The sequence below is a fragment of the Vibrio sp. D173a genome (assembly GCF_030248475.1).
Genome location: NZ_JAHGAH010000070.1, coordinates 1 through 19,309, shown reverse-complemented (window position 1 = coordinate 19,309; position 19,309 = coordinate 1). Strand labels below are relative to the sequence as shown.

General features: G+C 47.1%; 23 protein-coding genes. 15 read left to right on the top strand and 8 right to left on the bottom strand.

Annotated features, from left to right (window positions below; translation table 11 throughout):
- The first annotated feature begins 259 nt into the window (after nucleotides 1-259).
- Nucleotides 260-1,051: a DUF1338 domain-containing protein gene (locus KIV40_RS08120; protein ID WP_012126462.1), complete on the top strand. Its 792-nt coding sequence runs from the start codon at nucleotides 260-262 to the stop codon at nucleotides 1,049-1,051.
- Nucleotides 1,052-1,248: 197 nt separating this feature from the next.
- On the opposite strand, the gene crp is transcribed toward KIV40_RS08120, so the two are convergent.
- The 6 genes from crp to KIV40_RS08090 form a co-directional block, all read right to left on the bottom strand.
- Nucleotides 1,249-1,881 (bottom strand): cAMP-activated global transcriptional regulator CRP, encoded by a 633-nt coding sequence (gene crp, locus KIV40_RS08115; RefSeq protein WP_005381432.1) that lies wholly within the window; start codon nucleotides 1,879-1,881, stop codon nucleotides 1,249-1,251.
- Between the two features lie 239 nt (nucleotides 1,882-2,120).
- Nucleotides 2,121-2,990: a phosphoribulokinase gene (locus tag KIV40_RS08110; RefSeq protein ID WP_005432770.1), complete on the bottom strand. Its 870-nt coding sequence runs from the start codon at nucleotides 2,988-2,990 to the stop codon at nucleotides 2,121-2,123.
- Between the two features lie 124 nt (nucleotides 2,991-3,114).
- Nucleotides 3,115-3,327: a YheU family protein gene (locus tag KIV40_RS08105; protein WP_005432763.1), complete on the bottom strand. Its 213-nt coding sequence runs from the start codon at nucleotides 3,325-3,327 to the stop codon at nucleotides 3,115-3,117.
- 70 nt (nucleotides 3,328-3,397) lie between these two features.
- Nucleotides 3,398-4,405 (bottom strand): hydrolase, encoded by a 1,008-nt coding sequence (locus KIV40_RS08100; protein ID WP_285348637.1) that lies wholly within the window; start codon nucleotides 4,403-4,405, stop codon nucleotides 3,398-3,400.
- 100 nt (nucleotides 4,406-4,505) lie between these two features.
- Nucleotides 4,506-4,985 carry a TIGR02444 family protein gene (locus KIV40_RS08095; protein WP_005432772.1) on the bottom strand — a complete coding sequence of 160 codons (480 nt, stop codon included), beginning with the start codon at nucleotides 4,983-4,985 and terminating at the stop codon, nucleotides 4,506-4,508.
- Nucleotides 4,982-6,901 (bottom strand): ABC transporter ATP-binding protein, encoded by a 1,920-nt coding sequence (locus KIV40_RS08090; RefSeq protein WP_012126459.1) that lies wholly within the window; start codon nucleotides 6,899-6,901, stop codon nucleotides 4,982-4,984. The genes KIV40_RS08095 and KIV40_RS08090 overlap by 4 nt, the downstream gene beginning before the upstream one ends.
- Nucleotides 6,902-7,078: 177 nt before the next feature.
- On the opposite strand from KIV40_RS08090, the gene kefG reads away from it, so the two are divergent.
- From kefG to KIV40_RS08065, 5 genes are all read left to right on the top strand, one after another.
- Entirely contained in the window at nucleotides 7,079-7,666 is a 588-nt protein-coding gene (gene kefG / locus KIV40_RS08085) for a glutathione-regulated potassium-efflux system ancillary protein KefG (RefSeq protein WP_012126458.1), read from the top strand.
- Entirely contained in the window at nucleotides 7,650-9,446 is a 1,797-nt protein-coding gene (kefB, locus tag KIV40_RS08080; RefSeq protein ID WP_005432747.1) for a glutathione-regulated potassium-efflux system protein KefB, read from the top strand. The genes kefG and kefB overlap by 17 nt, the downstream gene beginning before the upstream one ends.
- Nucleotides 9,447-9,481: 35 nt before the next feature.
- Nucleotides 9,482-9,682, top strand: coding sequence for a YheV family putative zinc ribbon protein (locus KIV40_RS08075; protein WP_005432753.1), 201 nt, complete (start codon nucleotides 9,482-9,484; stop codon nucleotides 9,680-9,682).
- Nucleotides 9,683-9,770: 88 nt separating this feature from the next.
- Nucleotides 9,771-10,310, top strand: a complete 540-nt coding sequence (slyD, locus tag KIV40_RS08070; RefSeq protein ID WP_005532197.1) for a peptidylprolyl isomerase — start codon at nucleotides 9,771-9,773, stop codon at nucleotides 10,308-10,310.
- Between the two features lie 130 nt (nucleotides 10,311-10,440).
- On the top strand, nucleotides 10,441-11,382 hold the full coding sequence (locus KIV40_RS08065) for an isoaspartyl peptidase/L-asparaginase (protein WP_285348633.1): 942 nt from the start codon (nucleotides 10,441-10,443) through the stop codon (nucleotides 11,380-11,382).
- A 93-nt stretch (nucleotides 11,383-11,475) separates the two neighbouring features.
- On the opposite strand, the gene KIV40_RS08060 is transcribed toward KIV40_RS08065, so the two are convergent.
- Both KIV40_RS08060 and KIV40_RS08055 read right to left on the bottom strand, forming a co-directional pair.
- Nucleotides 11,476-11,703: a SlyX family protein gene (locus KIV40_RS08060; RefSeq protein WP_005451463.1), complete on the bottom strand. Its 228-nt coding sequence runs from the start codon at nucleotides 11,701-11,703 to the stop codon at nucleotides 11,476-11,478.
- Complete coding sequence (locus KIV40_RS08055; RefSeq protein WP_134978056.1) at nucleotides 11,700-12,686, bottom strand: WD40 repeat domain-containing protein; 987 nt, start codon at nucleotides 12,684-12,686, stop codon at nucleotides 11,700-11,702. The genes KIV40_RS08060 and KIV40_RS08055 overlap by 4 nt, the downstream gene beginning before the upstream one ends.
- 128 nt (nucleotides 12,687-12,814) lie before the next feature.
- On the opposite strand from KIV40_RS08055, the gene fkpA reads away from it, so the two are divergent.
- From fkpA to KIV40_RS08010, 9 genes are all read left to right on the top strand, one after another.
- Nucleotides 12,815-13,597, top strand: a complete 783-nt coding sequence (fkpA, locus tag KIV40_RS08050) for an FKBP-type peptidyl-prolyl cis-trans isomerase (RefSeq protein ID WP_012126454.1) — start codon at nucleotides 12,815-12,817, stop codon at nucleotides 13,595-13,597.
- 144 nt (nucleotides 13,598-13,741) lie between these two features.
- Nucleotides 13,742-14,458 carry a transcriptional regulator gene (locus tag KIV40_RS08045; protein WP_005438378.1) on the top strand — a complete coding sequence of 239 codons (717 nt, stop codon included), beginning with the start codon at nucleotides 13,742-13,744 and terminating at the stop codon, nucleotides 14,456-14,458.
- A 2-nt stretch (nucleotides 14,459-14,460) separates the two neighbouring features.
- Nucleotides 14,461-14,856, top strand: coding sequence for a sulfurtransferase complex subunit TusD (gene tusD, locus KIV40_RS08040; RefSeq protein ID WP_038892615.1), 396 nt, complete (start codon nucleotides 14,461-14,463; stop codon nucleotides 14,854-14,856).
- Nucleotides 14,853-15,209, top strand: coding sequence for a sulfurtransferase complex subunit TusC (gene tusC, locus KIV40_RS08035; protein WP_012126452.1), 357 nt, complete (start codon nucleotides 14,853-14,855; stop codon nucleotides 15,207-15,209). The genes tusD and tusC overlap by 4 nt, the downstream gene beginning before the upstream one ends.
- 7 nt (nucleotides 15,210-15,216) lie before the next feature.
- Nucleotides 15,217-15,492: a sulfurtransferase complex subunit TusB gene (gene tusB, locus KIV40_RS08030; protein WP_012126451.1), complete on the top strand. Its 276-nt coding sequence runs from the start codon at nucleotides 15,217-15,219 to the stop codon at nucleotides 15,490-15,492.
- Between the two features lie 178 nt (nucleotides 15,493-15,670).
- Entirely contained in the window at nucleotides 15,671-16,045 is a 375-nt protein-coding gene (rpsL, locus tag KIV40_RS08025) for a 30S ribosomal protein S12 (protein ID WP_004399892.1), read from the top strand.
- Nucleotides 16,046-16,145: 100 nt separating this feature from the next.
- Nucleotides 16,146-16,616, top strand: a complete 471-nt coding sequence (rpsG, locus tag KIV40_RS08020; RefSeq protein ID WP_005438390.1) for a 30S ribosomal protein S7 — start codon at nucleotides 16,146-16,148, stop codon at nucleotides 16,614-16,616.
- 138 nt (nucleotides 16,617-16,754) lie between these two features.
- The gene (gene fusA, locus KIV40_RS08015) at nucleotides 16,755-18,854 is read left to right on the top strand and encodes an elongation factor G (protein ID WP_285348631.1); all 2,100 of its coding nucleotides are present in this window, start codon (nucleotides 16,755-16,757) and stop codon (nucleotides 18,852-18,854) included.
- Between the two features lie 155 nt (nucleotides 18,855-19,009).
- Nucleotides 19,010-19,309 (top strand): GTP-binding protein (locus tag KIV40_RS08010; protein WP_285348630.1); only part of this gene is annotated, 300 nt, incomplete at its 3' end.

The following is a 19,309-nucleotide window of genomic DNA, read 5'->3' as shown; positions in this document are numbered from 1 at the left end:
AAATACGAAGCGGTGACAAAGTATCGCCGCTTCTCTCTGCCGGAGCTATTTACCAAGTTAGGATTCTGGTAAGCGCGCTGGCAAACGCCAAAGGCGAGCTTAAGACTCTCCAGCGCGTGTTGACTGACTGGCACTTATGCCGCACATACCGTCACAGGTTGATGACCGCTCGTTCGTGATTCTGGACAGCCCACGGGCTGTGAACGAGCGGTCAACTTCTTCTTACCCCTAACTCTACATTTCATAACAAGGAGTCGTTATGACGCCCGATGTGTTATTTGAATCGCTATGGCAAGACTACATTCAACGTCTGTGCCCTTCTGCTGCTAAAGTCCATCAACTTCTTCAAGAAGATGAGCCTCTGATTAATGACCATATTGCGCTACGTACGTTTAATGTCGCTCCCCTAGGCATTGAAACGTTAGCGAAGCCATTCTTGGCGGTGGGTTACAAAGCCTGTGGTGACTACGTATTTGAAAGCAAAAAGCTGGTGGCAAAACATTTTGAGCACCCAGATCCGAAACAACCAAAAGTCTTCATCAGTGAATTGAAAGTGGATGAGTGCTCACCAGAGCTACAAGCCATCGTTCGTAAACTGGTGGAGCAGGTTGATGCTTCTAAACTGACAGGCAGTGACTTCTTGTACGGCGGACGCTTGTGGGACCTAAGCTATGCTGACTTTCAAACCTTGGCGAAAGAGAGTGAATACGCTTCTTGGCTTGCAGCGCATGGTTACGGAGCGAACCACTTCACAGTGAGTGTGAATCAACTCAATCAGCATGAAGAAGTGAAGCAAGTGAACGACCACCTGCGCACAGCAGGCTTTACCATCAACGAGAATGGCGGTGAAGTAAAAGGCACGCCAGAGGTGCTACTAGAGCAATCGTCGACCATGGCAGACAAAGTGCCAGTGACCTTTACTGAAGGCGTTGAGGTGATTCCTGGAGGCTTCTACGAGTTTGCTAAGCGCTACCCAATGGATAACGGTGAGTTGTACCCAGGATTTGTGGCTGCATCGGCAGATAAGATCTTCGAAAGCACCAACGGGTAAAGAAGAGGCGAGAATGGGCTACGCCCTCTAGATGCGGAAACGCTTCGCTGCGGGAGGTTCTCACTCTCGGAATCTGAGAGGGCTTAATCCCGAAGGACGAAGTCCGCTCTCGGAATGCAGGTTCCCGATTCCCAAAAAAGAAAAAGCCACCAAACTTGCATTTGGTGGCTTTTAAATTTTTTAAACGTTAATCGAGATTAACGAGTCCCGTAAACAACGATAGTTTTACCGTGCGCAGAAATTAGGTTCTGCTCTTCTAGCATCTTCAAGATACGGCCTACTGTCTCACGAGAACAGCCAACAATTTGACCGATTTCTTGACGAGTGATCTTGATTTGCATGCCGTCTGGGTGCGTCATCGCATCTGGCTGTTTAGCAAGGTTCAGAAGAGTCTGAGCGATACGACCAGTTACGTCTAGGAACGCTAGGTCACCCACTTTTTGGCTAGTAACTTGTAGACGACGAGCCATTTGCGCAGAAAGGCGCATTAGGATGTCTGGGTTAACTTGGATAAGTTGACGGAATTTCTTGAAAGAAATCTCTGCCACTTCACAAGGAGATTTAGCGCGAACCCAAGCTGTACGCTCTTGGTCTTCTTCGAATAGACCAAGCTCACCAATGAAGTCGCCTTGGTTTAGGTAAGAAAGGATCATTTCCTTACCTTCTTCGTCTTTGATAAGAACCGCAACAGAACCTTTAACGATGTAGTACAAAGTCTCTGCTTTTTCGCCCGCGTGAATTAGCGTGCTCTTTGATGGGTACTTATGAATATGACAGTGTGAAAGAAACCACTCTAATGTTGGGTCGGTTTGAGGTTTACCTAGAACCATAATATCTCACTTCCTCTGCAGGGTACGCTTGCGCTATCCATATTTTAGCTAAGCCTGAATGGGCTTACTAGGATAAGAGCACTTTTTATATGCTGCAAGCTCTCTTGTGTTTCGGTTAGAAATAGTATCCTTTTTCGGAAACGATTTCTTGATTTTAATCGTGCCATGATTGAGATTTTGTAAGCAAAACTGTGCACATGATCACGGTATGAAAAGTAAACACTCAATTTACGAGGTTTTTAGCCAATTTTCCCAGTTTCGATGAGTTGCTGCAGAATCGGCCTCACTATGAGCTCCATTGCAAAGCTCATCTTACCGCCTGGAACCACAATGGTGTTATGGCGAGACATGAATGAGCCATCAATCATCGCCAGCAAATACGGGAAGTCGACATTCTTGATACCGCGTAGGCGGATCACCACGAAGCTTTCATCCAAACTAGGGATGCCTTTGGCGTTAAGTGGGTTGGAAGTATCAACGGTCGGTACACGCTGGAAGTTGATATGTGTGCGGGAAAATTGCGGGGTAATGTAGTTCAGATAATCGTCCATCGAGCGCACGATCGAATCCATTACCGCTTCTCTTGAGTGGCCACGATCGCGCGTGTCACGAACGAACTTTTGAATCCATTCCAAGTTCACGATTGGCACCATGCCAATCAGAAAGTCAACGTGACGCGCCACATTAACATCGCCATCCACCACGCCACCGTGTAAACCTTCGTAGAACAGTACATCGCTGTTTTCAGGCAGATCTTGCCAAGGTGTAAAGGTGCCCGGCATTTGGTTGTATGGAACGGCTTCATCAAAGGTGTGCAGATAGCGGCGCACGCTGCCGGTGCCATCTTCACCAAACTGACGAAAGAACTCTTCTAGTCCCGGAAAGTCATTGGCTTGTGGCCCAAAGTAGCTAATGTGTTTGCCTTGCTCACGCGCTTTACGGATTTCGACATCCATCTCTGGACGTGTAAAACGGTGGAAGCTGTCACCTTCAACCCACGCTGGTTTGACGTTCATCATATTGAACATCTTGCGGAAGGCTTCAGAAGTGGTGGTAGTACCGGCACCGGACGAACCAGTAACCGCAATGATTGGGTGTTTCGCTGACATGACAAACCTTGTCGAAAATTACTTACCTGTAAAGTGCAGCACGCGTATGCTGCACGGTCGATAACCCACTATAGCACGTAACAAGCCCTTGTCATCGAGTGGGATACGGTAAAATGTGAAGGGTCTAAAACTTTGCTTTTAGTTGGATATCAACCGTTTCATGAAGCTCAGAAAATACGATGACAGCTTCGCCTTTCTCTAATTGGGATTTGACCTGATCGATTTTACTCTGCAGTGAAACTTCAACTGAGCCGTAGTCGGTGCCTTCACGAAGAACGAATTCGCGGATCAGGTTTTCTAGTGTCTCTGGCGCAATGTCTTGCCATGGAATGATCATAAATACCTCAAACTTTTATGATGTTTAAACGCGCCTCTTAGGTTGTTGATGTTTGGCGCGCCTAAGTAGTTTACTGTGTTCGCGGCACGGATACAGCAGAAAGGTACTCAGCAGCGATACTTTCGTAGTAAGCCGGAAGGGCTTCTTCTAGCCAGAACTTCGGCTTTAATGCGCTACCTGTTAGGAAGCCCACGTGACCACCATGTTCGTAAAGTCGGTAATCGATGTTGTCTGGCAATACGAATTTCGGGATCACTTCTTCGGTCATAAACGGATCGTCTTTGGCGTGGATGATCAAGGTTGGCAAGGTGATCTGCTGCAGCTTGCTTAGACCTGAACATTGATCGTAATAATCTTGCGCGTCCTTAAAGCCATGCAGAGGCGCGGTGATCAAGTCATCAAACTCATACAAGCGAGTGACGCGTTTGATCGAGTTGTACGACAGGGCTAACTCTCCGTGGATCAAATCGTGCTTCTGTAACGCATTGCGCTTGAGTGAGGAGAGCAAGTAACGTCGGTAAACTTTCGAGAAGCCTTGCTCAATACGATTTGCACATGCTGCCAAGTCCAGTGGTGCAGAGACAATGGTCGCGGCACTTAAGATGGGATCGTCTTTGTACTCAGCCAAGTAGTTCGCCAACATGTTACCGCCAAGGGAAATGCCGACCGCAACTTTAGGGTTGTTAGGGAATTGCTGATTGAGCTGCTCAAGAAAGAAGCGAGAATCCGTTACTTCGCCGGAGTGATAAGCGCGGGCTTTTTTGTTTGGCTTACCGCTGCACCCACGAAAGTGCATCATCACTGACAGCCAACCCGATTTAGAGAAGGCATTCATCAAACCATTCGCATACGGGCTATAGAAGCAGCCTTCCAAGCCATGAAAGAGGACGAAGATTGGTTTATTGTGAGCGGCTTTAGAATCTGGCTGTTGTGACCAAGCCAAATCAAGGAAGTCACCATCTGGTGTATCTAGTGTTTGCCAAACAGGCGTAAATAACGCTTTCTTGCGGATAAAGCGCGGCAATAGCGTCTGGAGATGCGGGTTCTTAATCCCGGCGGCTGCGAAAAATTGTGTCATACCTAACTGCTCTTATATGGTCCTTCAATGTTCGCCGAAGAACTTATTAATATAATCCTTTATAGCTTTAGTATAGATATTTTACTGGTTTATGACTGATTTATGGATATTGAATGTTTGGAACTGGCATGGAGAATGCCTGTTGTAAATGTTCACCACCTAACTGGCGACAGTACCTCAGCGTCAGTGGTTCGCCGTCATTCTTGACTAATTTGAGTGAGTTGACGCAGTCGACTAGGTCGGACTGTTGCTGTTTTTCGAGCTGCAATTCGAACTGTAATGCTTCGCGATAAAGCGCATCATTAACTTGTGATTTGAGGTGGCGACGAAGTTCACGGTAAGAGTGGAGCAGGGTTTCACTTCGACCAAGACAGCCTTGCACCAAGTGCCAGTCTTGTTCTTGGAAAATTACCTGCTGCTCATCGAGCCATCTGAGCAGCAGTAATAGGTTCACGTTTCCGTGATAGTTGTTTTGCAATGATAGGCACGCTTCCTTCACTTCTCGCACACCATAAAATTGCAGACTGAACTGCCAAAGGTGTTCTAGGGTGAGAGTGTATTCTGCGTGCTCGTTTGTCATTGATTAAACTCTAGTTCCATCTGCTCAAGTGTTTCTTGGGCAGACATCCATTCCATTTCTACTTCTTCAAGATCTGCTTTGCTAGAAGCTTGAAGCGCCAACACTTCGTTAAGTTTAGCTTTGTTTTCGGCTTCATACAGAGAGTTATCCGATAACTGTTCTTCTGCTTTCGCCAGTGCTTCGCCTAACTTATCCATTTTGTTTTCCAACTGTGTCAGCGTTTTGCGAATTGGTGCGGTCTGCTTACGAAATTCTGCTTCGCGTCGCTTTTGCTCTTTTTTCGCCGCTGCACTGTTGGCGTTATCTTTCACTGGCTGAGCTGCTTGTGCTTCTTTACGCTCGGCTTTTTGTTGCTCGGTCAACCACTTGTAGTAATCGTTCAAGTCGCCGTCGAATGGTGCGACTTGGCGATCGTGCACAAGGTACAAATCATCTGTGGTTGCACGCAATAGGTAGCGGTCGTGCGAAACAATCACCATGGCACCTTCGAATGTTTGCAGTGCCATGGTCAATGCTTGGCGCATGTCCAAATCCAAGTGGTTGGTCGGTTCATCGAGTAGCAACAGGTTCGGTTTCTGCCACACAATTAATGCCAATACCAAACGTGCTTTCTCACCACCAGAAAACGGTGCAACTTTCTCAAGCGCTTTATCACCTTGGAAACCAAAGCTACCTAGGTAATCACGTAGTTGCTGCTCGGTTTGATCCGGCGCGATTTGCATCATGTGTTGAAGCGGTGTTTCTTCTGGGTGCAGTGTTTCTAGTTGGTGCTGAGCGAAGTAACCGATCTTCACGCCTTGCGAGTAAGTTAGATCGCCGCCTTGCGCTTTTAGCTCACCAGACAGCAATTTGATCAAGGTTGATTTACCTGCGCCGTTACGACCAAGTAGGCCAATACGGCTACCCGGCACTAGGTTAAGGCGGATCTTCTCTAGGATCAGGTTGTCACCGTAGCCTGCTGAGACTTCATCCATCATCATGATTGGGTTTGGTAGCGCTGCAGGATCGCGGAACTGGAAACTAAATGGGTTATCGAACTGCGCTGGCAGTACCTTCTCCATACGCTCCAGCGCTTTAATACGGCTTTGTGCTTGGCGCGCTTTTGATGCTTTGTAACGGAAGCGGTCAATGTAGCTTTGCATGTGCGACATCTGCTTCTGTTGCTTCTCGAACATCGCTTGTTGCAGCACCATCTTTTGTGCGCGTTGGTTTTCGAATGACGAGTAGTTACCCGTGTATTCGTTCAACTGCTGGTTCTCGATGTGAATGATGCGACCAACGATCGGATCCAAGAAATCACGGTCGTGCGAGATCAGAATCAGTGTGCCAGGGTAGTTTTGTAGCCAGCGCTCTAGCCACATTACTGCGTCCAAATCCAAGTGGTTGGTTGGTTCGTCGAGTAACAATAGATCAGAACGACACAACAACGCTTGAGCCAAGTTAAGGCGCATACGCCAACCACCCGAGAACTGAGTCAGGTTCCAGCTCATTTGCTCCTGGCTAAAGCCCAGACCATCAAGCAGCTCGGCAGCACGTGCGCGAATGCTGTAACCGCCAATGGTTTCAATCTTGCCATGGATCTCCGCAACTAGGGTGCCGTTGTCTTTCTCTTCGGCGACAGCCAGTTGAGCTTCAAGATTGCGGAACTCACGATCACCATCAATGACGTATTCCAGTGCGCTACGGTCGAGTGCTGGCGTTTCCTGTGCAACCCAAGCCAATTCCCAATGTTGAGGTTGGCTAAATGAGCCTGCATCAATCGACAGTTCATCTTTTAGTAGGGCAAACAGAGTTGATTTACCACAGCCGTTTTTACCAACCAGACCCACTTTGTCACCCGGGTGAATGGTTGCAGATGCTTGGTCTAAAAGAGGTTTACCGCCACGCAGTAACTGAATATCAGAGAAGGTAATCATAGAGTTTTAATTCACTTTGCGCAGTGCGCGTTTCTTGGTCGTTGATCTCGCGGTGAATAGTAGGGGTATTGGCGGGAAAAGTCGATCTCTGCGCTTTAATTGCATTATGCTATACAAAAAAGTATAACAAACTGATAACGATAATTTTCCCTGAGAAATCAACACAAGGACGACCATTTGGCTGTTGCTACGCCCATTCCTCCGAGGGTTCTGGTTATTTATGCTCACCCAGAACCGCAAAACTCCATTGCCAACCAAGTGATGATTAAAAAAATCGAATCACTGGGTCATGTCACCGTGCACGATCTTTATGGCGCGTACCCTGATTTCTTTATTGATGTGAACTACGAACACGATCTGCTGATAACGCACGATGTGATCGTTTTTCATCATCCTCTCTATATGTATTCCTGTCCCGCATTGTTGAAAGAGTGGATGGATCGCGTGTTGGGCAAAGGCTTTGCATTTGGTGATGGTAGCGCATTAGCGGGTAAGTACTGGCGCAGTGTAATCACTACTGGTGGTAAAGAGGATGCGTTCAGCCCGATGGGGTACAACAAATACCCATTGGAACAAATCCTCCAGCCGTTCGAACTGACCGCAGCTTTGTGTCAGATGCATTGGATTGAACCTTTAGTGCTGTACTGGTCGCGTAATGTATCGGATATCGAACGTTATCAGCATGCTGAACAATATCGTCAATGGCTGAACAACCCCCTGAGAGAGTGGGATGAGCAAGGAGGTCGACATGGCGATAACCAGTGAGTTTCTTCAAAGTAGTGTGGTATTCCTTTCTGCTGCCGTTATTGCGGTGCCGATTGCCCAGCGGCTGGGTCTGGGGTCTGTGCTTGGCTACCTGATTGCAGGTGTTCTAATTGGCCCTTGGGGGCTGGGGTTGATCAGTGATGTGGACGCGATTCTGCACTTCGCCGAACTCGGGGTGGTGTTGCTGCTGTTCTTAATTGGTTTGGAACTGAACCCCAAAAAGTTATGGCAGATGCGCGGACCCATCCTCGGTCTAGGTGGAGCTCAAGTTATTGTCACCACTGCGGTGATAGGTAGCATCGTCAGCCTATTTGGTTTGAGCATGCAAGTGAGCTTAGTGATCGGTATGGGCTTGGCACTCTCGTCCACCGCGATTGCACTAAAAGTGATCGAAGAGCAGGGGCAAGCCGGCACGGAAACCGGACAATCGGGTTTCGCTGTGTTGCTGTTCCAAGATATTGCCGTGATCCCGATGCTCGCCATGCTGCCATTACTCGCCGGTGGTCAAAGCGGCGGTGATTGGTTAGATGCTATTTGGGTGTTAGGCAGCGTGGCTGCGCTATTAGTTGGCGGTCATTTCCTCTTACGTCCTCTGTTCCGTTTTGTGGTGATGAGTGGCGTGCGAGAACTCTTCACCGTTGCTGCCCTCCTAGTCGTACTTGGCATTTCTGTTGCGATGCAAAAGCTGGGATTGTCGATGGCACTCGGTACTTTCTTAGCGGGTGTGTTACTGGCAGAAAGTGAATACCGTCATGAGCTAGAAATCGCGATTGAACCGTTTAAAGGTCTGCTGCTTGGCTTGTTCTTTATTGCTGTGGGTATGGCAGTGAACTTGGGCTTATTAGCACTTCAACCGTTTGCGATTATTAGTGCCGTGATTGCCCTTGTTGTAGTCAAAGGTTTGGTGCTGTATGTCTTGGCTCGCACTGCTCGAGTTCGTGCTAAGTCGCGTAGTCGTATGGCGGCGATTTTGAGCCAAGGTGGTGAATTTGCGTTTGTGATTTTCACCGCGGCAAGCCAAGAAGGTATCTTAACCAAAGACCAAGTTGCCTTCTTGTTGGTGGTGGTGAGCTTGTCGATGGTGACGACGCCGCTGTTGCTCATGGGGCAGAAGAAGTGGTTTGCGCACACGCTGAACCAAGAAGAAGAGAGCGTGACGACCAATGTGGTGGATCGTCGACCACGAGTGATCATCGCGGGCTTTGGTCGTTTTGGTCAGATTGTTGGACGCTTGATGTACGCCAATAAGATCAAAGTAACAGTACTAGAAAGTGACGCGAGCCAAATCCACTTGCTGCGTAAATACGGTTATAAGGTGTTTTATGGTGATGCGACTCAGATTGATTTGTTACGTGCCGCGGGGGCTGATAAAGCGGAAGCCTTGGTGATCTGTACAGATTCACCTGATGAGGTGATGGCGATTGTCGACATTTGCCGTGCGCACTTTCCGAAATTGAAGATCCTTGCCCGTGCTCGCAGCCGCGTAGAAGCCTACCAGTTAATGAACCACGGCGTGCAGAATTACTCGCGTGAAACCTTTTTGGGTGCTTTAGATCTAGGTCGCCAAGCGCTCGTAGAATTAGGCATGCACCCGTATCAAGCAAAGCGGGCAGAAGCACATTTTCGCAAGCTAGATAATGCTATGCTCAAAGACTTGTTACCTCAGCACAATGAGGACAAAGAACTCGCTCAACGCTCGAAAGAAGCACGTAAAGAACTAGAAGAAATCTTCGGTCGTGAAATGGAAAGCGATCAACAGTCGCCAAATCATTGGAAGTAGTACCCGCGCAGTATCAAGCGGGAAAAGGAACAAAAGTGAAAGCCAAGAAACGTTTTATCGCGGGTGCAAGCTGCCCGCAATGCAGTCAGCAAGATACTCTACGCTGGTGGATTGATAACAACATTGAGCTGGTTGAGTGTGTCGACTGCGATTATACCGAGCAGCGCAAACCGCAATCTGTAGAAAAAAATAAACACTCAGAACAAGAAATGATCGGGATTTTTAAGCCTGAGTAATTGAACTTCGTTAATTGATCCCCATAATACTATCATCTCGGTACTTAACCCCATTCTGGTTAGGTCAATTAATCTCCCTGGAGTTAGTATGAAAATTGAAAAGAACGTTGTTGCAAGCCTTGCATACAAAGTAATGTTGGAAGACGGTGTTGTTGTTGATCAATCAACTTCTGAAGCACCTCTTGATTACCTTCACGGTCACAACAACCTAATCACTGGTCTTGAGAAAGAACTAGAAGGTAAAGTGGCTGGCGACAAGTTCTCAGTAACAGTAGCTCCTGAAGATGCGTACGGCGACCACAACGATGCACTAGTGCAACGTGTTCCTGCAGACGTATTCCAAGGCGTTGACCAAATCGAAGTTGGCATGCGTTTCCTAGCAGATACTGACCAAGGTCCAATCCCTGTAGAAGTAACTGAAGTAGACGGCGACGAAGTTGTTGTAGACGGTAACCACATGCTAGCTGGTCAAACACTAACTTTCGAAGTAGAAGTTATGGCTACTCGTGAAGCGACAGCTGAAGAGATCGAACACGGTCACATCCACCAAGGTGGTGGCTGTTGTGGCGGCGAAGAAAAAGCTGACGACCACGAATGTTGTGGTGGCGGCGGTTGCGGTTCTCACTAATCGCACGCTCTTCACTAGATAACGCTATCTAGTAAAGCTTTAAAAAGCGCAAGTTGAGGTTTCAACTTGCGCTTTTTGTTTATCTGGGGTGTAGTGCCAATCATACAAGGAATAACAGTTGGACAAAGCGATGACGAAACCTTTCTCGATTGCCATTCATGGCGGTGCAGGCACTATCTTGCGTGAACAGATGAGTGACGAACTGCAACAATCCATCTTGGCGGATTTAGAAGCTGCGGTAAAAGCGGGGCATCAAATCCTAGCAACAGGCGGTGAAGCCTTAGATGCGGTCGTGGTGGCGGTGAAAGTGTTGGAAGACTCTCCCAACTTTAATGCGGGTAAAGGCTCTGTGCTGACCCATAACGAGATGGTCGAAATGGACGCTTCTGTGATGGATGGTCGACACCAAGCTGCAGGAGCAGTCGCTGGGGTTCGTCATATCAGAAACCCAATTGAGCTCGCTCGTGACGTAATGCGAAACAGTAACCATGTATTGTTGATGGGCGAGGACGCAGAAAAGTTTGCTTTCGAACAAGGCCATGAGTACACCGAGCAAGATTACTTCTTCACTGATCGTCGCTATGAACAACTGATTTCTATGCGTGAGAAAGGCATGTTTGCTCTTTCCGAGTCCCGTTATCCAGATGATCGTAAACACGGTACCGTCGGCGCTGTGGCATTGGATCAACACGGTAACTTAGCCGCTGCGACCAGTACTGGTGGCGTGACCAACAAGAAATACGGACGAGTGGGAGACTCCGCTCTGATTGGGTGCGGCACAGTGGCAGAGAATGGTGTTGTTGCGGTTTCCACTACGGGTGTTGGTGAGTTCTTTATTCGTAAACGTGTTGCCGAAGACGTTGCAGCACGCATGCGTTATTTGCAAGAAGACGTACACACGGCGTGCGAACACATTATTCAGGGTGATTTAAAAGCAATGGGCGGCGAAGGTGGTTTGATTGCGATTGATGCTAAAGGTGAGCTGCACTTTGCGATGAACAGTTCTGGCATGTACCGAGCTGGCATCAATACGCAAGGTGAGTTGAGCGTGAAAATCTACGCAGACGAATAATTTCGTCCCCTCATTCCTAAGCTGCATTTTGAAGTCGCCAATACAACAAAGCCCAGAACACGTTCTGGGCTTTATGCAATTTTTACCTGCACTTTAATAATGCGGTGGTGGTGTTTCTTCCGATGGATCGGCTAAATTCGACGAGTCCATATTTTTCACTTTACCTACCACATATTTCATCTGATCGAGCATCTTGGTAATTTGCAGTTGCTGCTGCGACAAGGCGCCGTTCAGATCTTCAATAGTCTGTTCTTGGAACGCAAGCTGACATTCTAAGTCATTAATGCGAGCTTCCAATTGCTGAATGATTTTATCTGTCATGATCCGTTCTCTAGCTGCCAAGCTTGGGCAATGCCCGCAGAAGTGGCAGTAATTACACGTTGCTTGGAATCAAAGGCTGCATCATACACGACCGCACGAGGAGGGCGAGTATCTTTTTTCGGCTCAACTTCAAATCCATCGACGCGTTTACCAGTTTGAGTATCCCACACCATTACGCGACCGGAGGGCGTGCCAGTTACTAACCAGTTGCCATCATCGGAGAAGCGCGCCGTCGAGAAGATTAACTGACGAGACCAACTGCTCAGTTGCGTGGCTTCTTCGCCAGTCTCTAAATTCCAGATGATGGCTTGGTTGCCACCGTCTGAGGTCATGGCCAGTTTTCCATCTCTCTGCAAGGCGACTCGAACAACGCGCTGGTCGTGTTCAAAGGTACGCAATACTAGCCCGGTTTCGGTATCCCACAGATACGCTTTGTAGTCGTTGCCACCTGTGAGAGCGAAGCGACCGTTGGGCGAGATAGCGACAGAATTGACTTTTTCTTGGTGCGCAAGGAACTCTAGCCGACGACCAGTGACTAAATTGACGTGAATCGCTTTACCGTTGGACAGTCCAAGTAACACCTGTTCACCGTTACTGGTGATATCAACGTCTCGAATCAGCGCGTCATCGATAGACCAAAGTCCTTCGGCTTGAGTCCACCCGAGATCCCACACAGCGAAGTTCATTTGGCTAGCTGTGACTGCATAACGACCATTGTCCGAAATGCGAATATGGGAGACCACATTGGCAGCTTGATCGAGTTCACCCAGCTTTGCGAGTTGTTTGTTTTGCTCCAAATCCCAAAGAACCAATTGGTGCTCTTTGGAGTACAGCAGCGCAAATCGACCATCTCGGCTGAGCGCAAAGCTGGTGGAACCTTGTGGTTCGAGTGACCAACGTTGAACATCGCGATCGGTAAAAAAGCATCCATTTAACGTGGTGATGACAATTAAATATAGGAATAAATGAGAAATTCTTTGCATCACATCTAATAATCCGGTTTGTGTCTTAAGACATATAGCTAGTATATTGGTATAACGATTGTCTTCACTAGTCTCATAGAAGATTTGTGCACAACAACCAGTGGCTAAGCCATTATTGGGAGAATTTAATGAAATCAGTTTTAAAAGTGTCGCTACTTGCTGCAACAGTAATGCTAGCGGTAGGTTGTCAAAAAGAAGAAACAAAACCAGAAGCAGCACCTCAAGCAGAGCAAGTTCAAGCAGAAACTGGTAAAGCAGTTCACTTTAAAACAGACGATGACAAAGCGGCTTACGCGATCGGTGTTTCATTTGCTAACTACCTAAGCACTAGCATTGAAAAACCAAGCGAGATTGGCATCGACCTAAACAAAGACCTGGTTCTTAAAGGTATTGAAGACGTATTCAAAGGCAACGCAGCGCTTAACGAAGAAGAAACTCGTGCAGCTCTAGAATCTCTAGACAAGCGTGTTGCTGAAACAATGCAAAAGCAAGCGGCTGAGAAAGCGGCTGAAGCGAAGAAAGCTGGCGATGATTTCCGTGCTGAATTCGAGAAGCAAGAAGGCGTAGTGAAGACAGAATCTGGTCTTCTATACAAAGTTGAAACGCCAACTGAAGGTGAGAAGCCAAAAGATACTGACACAGTTCAAGTACACTACAAAGGTACTCTGATCGATGGTACTCAGTTCGACAGTTCTTACGATCGTGGCGAACCAGCAACGTTCCCACTAAACCGCGTAATACCAGGTTGGACTGAAGGTGTTCAGCTAATGCCTGTAGGTTCTAAGTTCAAATTCGTTATCCCACCAGAGCTAGCATACGGTGACCAAGACACACCAAGCATCCCTGCTAACTCAACGCTAGTATTCGAAGTTGAGCTACTGAAAATTGAGAGCGATAACGCTGCTCAATAATTATCTTTAGCGATAACTCAATGAAAAAAGGTCCGTTTTACGGGCCTTTTTTGTTCTAGGTCACTAGTTGGTGAGTTTGCTAGGTTGCCTTTCAAATTTTCTGATAAACTTACACCAATTTGTTGATTTTTCGCTCGAAGGCTTATGACAACTACAGAAACAATAAATGCGGAAATGTTGCTCGAAATGGAATCTGTCAACGTGATGCCATTTACCGAGCACGATAAAATCATCTTGAGATCTTACGAAGCGGTCGTTGACGGCATTGCCAGTCTTATTGGTCCGTTCTGTGAGATCGTTCTTCACTCACTGGAAGACCTCAATACCTCTGCAATCAAAATCGCTAACGGTGAGAACACCGGTCGTCAGGTAGGTTCTCCTATCACTGACTTAGCACTTAAGATGCTGAAAGACATCGAAGGTTCTGAGCGTAACTTCTCACGTTCGTATTTCACCCGCGCAAAAGGCGGCGTATTAATGAAGTCGATCACCGTTGCGATTCGTAACGGCGAAAACCGCGTGATTGGTTTGCTTTGTATCAACGTCAATCTTGATGCGCCTTTCTCTCAAGTGCTGCAATCTTTCATGCCAACGCAAGAAGCGAAAGAAGCGGCGTCATCCGTTAACTTTGCAAGTGATGTTGAAGAACTCGTAGACCAAACGGTTGAGCGCACGATTGAAGAGATCAACGCTGACAAATCGGTATCGAATAACACCAAAAACCGTCAGATCGTCATGGAGCTGTACGACAAAGGTATCTTCGATATCAAAGACGCTATCAACCGCGTAGCAGATCGTCTGAACATCTCTAAGCACACCGTTTACCTATACATTCGTCAGCGTAAAACTGAGGACGAATAAGCGTGAGTGGATTAACTTACACACTGGTCGTGAATGGTCCGGTTTACGGCAGCCAATCGGCACGCAGCGCATATCAATTCGCACAAGCGGTAATTGAACAAGGGCATACTCTGGTGAGTGTGTTCTTTTACCAAGATGGCGTCACTAATGGTACGGCTTTGAGCGTGCCTGCCAACGACGAGTTTGACCTAACCAAAGCATGGCAATCACTCGCACAGCAACACGATGTTCGTTTGGAAACCTGCGTTGCAGCAGCTTTACGTCGCGGCATCGTCAGCGAAGATGAGGCGAATCAACATGGTCTTGAGCAGAACAACCTAGCTACAGGGTTTGAGCAAGCCGGTTTGGGGAGCTTAGCCGAAGCCATGTTAACCCAAGATAGAGTGGTGCAGTTTTGAGTCAGCTAACTTACCTATTTCGTAGTGCTCCGCATGGTAGCAATGCAGGACGTGAAGGTGTGGATGCGCTGCTAGCGGCATCTGCGTACTGTGAGGACATCACCGTCCTATTTGTTGGTGATGGTGTTTACCAATTGCTGCTTGGGCAAGAGCCTAATGGCATCTTAAGCAAAGACTACGCACCAATGCTCAAGCTGTTCGACTTGTACGACATTGAGCAAGTATTTGTTTGTGCCGATTCGCTTGCCGAGCGTGGCTTGGCTCAAGCCGATTTAGTCATTGATGCAGAGGCTCTAAATACTGAGCAACTAAAAGTTAAACTGCAACAAGCGGGCAAACTGCTGTCATTCTGAGGAAGCCATGTTACATATCATCAAATCCGTAGCTGCATTAGACGATGCAATGGCACTGTACAGTGAGCAAGATGATGTCTTGTTGATTGAAGATGCCGTGTACGCTGCGAACCCTCAGCATAAGGCGTTCAGCAAGGTAAAAGGTCCATCAGTGTATGCGCTGCAAAGCGATATTGAAGCCCGTGGCATGAGCAATCGTATCAGCCCATCTATTGAAGTGGTTGGCTATACTGGCTTTGTTGAACTAACAGCAAAACAAGCCAAATCTCTGACTTGGGATTAACCCTTCTTTCCTGTCGATTGAGCTTTACGGATTAATTGTCCTAATTGAACAAAAAAGATCCGTATATTTCTTGACACACCTCTCACTGCTGCATAGAATTTTGCGTCCCTAACTGCCAACCGCTGTTAGGGATAGATTTTTCACAAAGCTTACTTTCAAGTAAATCAGGAGCTAGTTAATGGCAACTATTAACCAGTTGGTACGTAAGCCACGTGCAAAGCAAGTTGTTAAAAGCAACGTGCCTGCACTAGAAGCGTGCCCACAAAAACGTGGTGTATGTACTCGTGTTTACACTACTACACCTAAAAAACCTAACTCAGCACTTCGTAAAGTTTGTCGTGTACGTCTGACAAACGGCTTCGAAGTTACATCGTACATCGGCGGTGAAGGTCACAACCTTCAAGAGCACAGTGTTGTACTAATCCGTGGCGGTCGTGTAAAAGACCTTCCGGGTGTACGTTACCACACTGTTCGCGGTGCACTTGACTGTGCTGGCGTTAACGACCGTAAACAAGGTCGTTCTAAGTACGGTGTGAAGCGTCCTAAGTCTTAATGGATTCCGTTAAGTAAGGCCAAACACTAAATTATTTTTAATTTTTTGAAAAAACTGAAAAGTTTTGGATAAAACCTGAAGAAGACAACGGAGAAAATCCATGCCACGTCGTCGCGTCATTGGTCAGCGTAAGATCCTTCCAGATCCAAAGTTCAAATCTGAACTGCTGGCAAAATTCGTTAACATCCTAATGGTTGACGGTAAAAAATCTACTGCAGAAAAAATTGTTTACACTGCACTAGATTCTATGGCTGAAAAGTCTGGTAAAGACCACTTAGCTATTTTTGAAGAAGCTCTTGAAAATGTTCGCCCAGCGGTAGAAGTTAAATCTCGCCGTGTAGGTGGTTCAACTTACCAAGTACCTGTAGAAGTACGTCCGGTTCGCCGTAACGCACTTGCTATGCGTTGGTTGGTTGAAGCTGCGCGTAAGCGTGGTGAAAAATCTATGGCTCAACGTCTAGCTGCTGAAATGCTAGACGCGTCTGAGAACAAAGGTACTGCGGTTAAGAAACGTGAAGACGTTCACCGCATGGCTGACGCAAACAAAGCGTTCGCTCATTACCGTTGGTAATACCTTTTCAGTGCTGCAAGGTTCCTTGCAGCACTTCTTTAGTTCCTATGCCTATGCTAGGAACTATTGCTATATCTAGGGGATAGCATTTTTTAGTTATAGCAATAGTCCCTATCTCTAAGTTAAGAGGATTCAATCGTGGCTCGCAAAACTCCTATTGAGCGCTACCGTAACATCGGTATCTGTGCTCACGTAGATGCAGGTAAAACAACCACTACTGAACGTATTCTGTTCTACACTGGTCTGTCTCATAAAATCGGTGAAGTTCACGATGGCGCAGCAACCATGGACTGGATGGAGCAGGAGCAAGAACGTGGTATCACAATCACGTCTGCGGCGACTACTACCTTCTGGCGTGGTATGGAAGCACAATTCCAAGAGCACCGCGTTAACATCATCGACACTCCTGGACACGTTGACTTTACTATCGAAGTAGAGCGTTCTCTACGCGTACTTGATGGTGCAGTTGTTGTGTTCTGTGGTTCATCTGGTGTTGAACCTCAGTCTGAAACTGTATGGCGTCAAGCTGACAAGTACCACGTTCCACGTATGGTATTTGTAAACAAGATGGACCGTGCAGGCGCTGACTTCCTACGCGTTGTGGACCAAATCAAAAACCGTCTTGGTGCGAATCCTGTTCCAATCCAACTGAACGTTGGTGCAGAAGATGATTTCCGTGGTGTTATCGACCTTATCAAGATGAAGATGATCAACTGGAATGAAGCTGACCAAGGCATGTCGTTTACATACGACGAAATTCCAGCTGACATGCAAGAGCTTGCTGAAGAGTGGCGCAACAACCTAGTTGAAGCGGCAGCAGAAGCAACTGAAGAGCTAATGGACAAGTACCTTGAAGAAGGTGAACTGTCTGAAGCTGAAATCAAACAAGCTCTACGTACTCGTACACTAAACAACGAAATCGTACTGGCTACTTGTGGTAGTGCGTTCAAAAACAAAGGTGTTCAAGCAGTACTAGACGCAGTGATCGAGTTCTTGCCATCGCCAGTTGATGTTCCTGCAATTAAAGGTATCGACGAAAAAGAGAACGAAGTTGAACGTCACGCAGACGATAACGAACCGTTCTCAGCACTAGCATTCAAGATCGCGACTGACCCATTCGTGGGCACGCTAACTTTCATGCGCGTTTACTCAGGTGTTGTAAACTCAGGTGATGCTGTTTACAACTCAGTAAAAGACAAGAAAGAGCGTTTCGGTCGTATCGTTCAGATGCATGCGAACAAGCGTGAAGAAGTAAAAGAAGTTCGCGCTGGTGATATCGCAGCTGCTATCGGTCTGAAAGACGTTACAACAGGTGACACGCTATGTGACCAGAACTACAAAGTGATTCTAGAGCGCATGGAGTTCCCTGAGCCTGTAATTCAGATCGCTGTAGAACCTCGTTCTAAAGCAGACCAAGAGAAAATGGGTATCGCGCTAGGTAAACTGGCAGCGGAAGACCCATCATTCCGCGTGGAAACGGATGACGAAACAGGTCAGACTCTGATCTCTGGTATGGGTGAGCTTCACCTAGATATCATCGTTGACCGTATGAAGCGTGAATTCAGCGTTGACTGTAACGTTGGTAAACCTCAGGTTGCTTACCGTGAAACCATTCGTGGCAAAGCGGAAGTTGAAGGCAAGTTCGTTCGTCAATCTGGCGGTCGCGGTCAATACGGTCACGTATGGATCACACTTGAACCTTCAGAGCCTGGTGAAGGTTTCGTATTCGTAGACGAGATTGTGGGTGGTGTGGTTCCTAAGGAATACATCAGCTCGGTATCGAAAGGTATCGAAGAACAAATGAATAGTGGTGTTCTAGCGGGTTACCCTGTTCTAGATATTAAAGCAACACTATTTGACGGTTCTTACCACGATGTTGACTCAAGCGAGATGGCGTTCAAGATCGCTGGCTCGATGGCATTCAAGAAAGGTGCACTAGAAGCACAACCTGTGATTCTAGAACCAATGATGAATGTTGAAGTAACTACGCCGGAAGATTGGATGGGTGACGTTGTTGGTGACCTAAACCGTCGCCGCGGTATGATCGAAGGTATGGATGAAGGTGTGGCTGGTCTTAAGATCATCCGTGCTCAAGTTCCACTATCTGAGATGTTTGGTTACGCAACGGACCTACGTTCTGCAACTCAAGGCCGTGCGTCTTACTCTATGGAGTTTAACGAGTACGCTGAAGTACCGAAAAACTTCGCAGATAAAATCATTGCAGACCGTGGTTACTAATTAAAACGCTTTGAGCTGAAAAAAAGTCCAGCTTTTTTTAAAGATCAATGCGTCCAAATATTGCGCTAACAAGCGTTGGCGCATAAAATAACAATTTCTGGCGCGTCGAGATCAATAATGATCACGGCGAATCATAACTAGGAAGGAACACGATTGTGTCTAAAGAAAAATTTGAACGTGTAAAACCGCACGTAAACGTTGGTACTATCGGCCACGTTGACCACGGTAAAACTACTCTAACTGCAGCTATCTGTACAACACTTGCTAAAGTATACGGCGGTGCTGCTCGTGACTTCGCATCTATCGATAACGCTCCAGAAGAGCGTGAGCGCGGTATCACAATCGCTACTTCTCACGTAGAGTACGACACTCCAACTCGTCACTACGCACACGTAGACTGTCCAGGACACGCGGATTACGTTAAAGACATGATCACTGGTGCTGCACAGATGGAC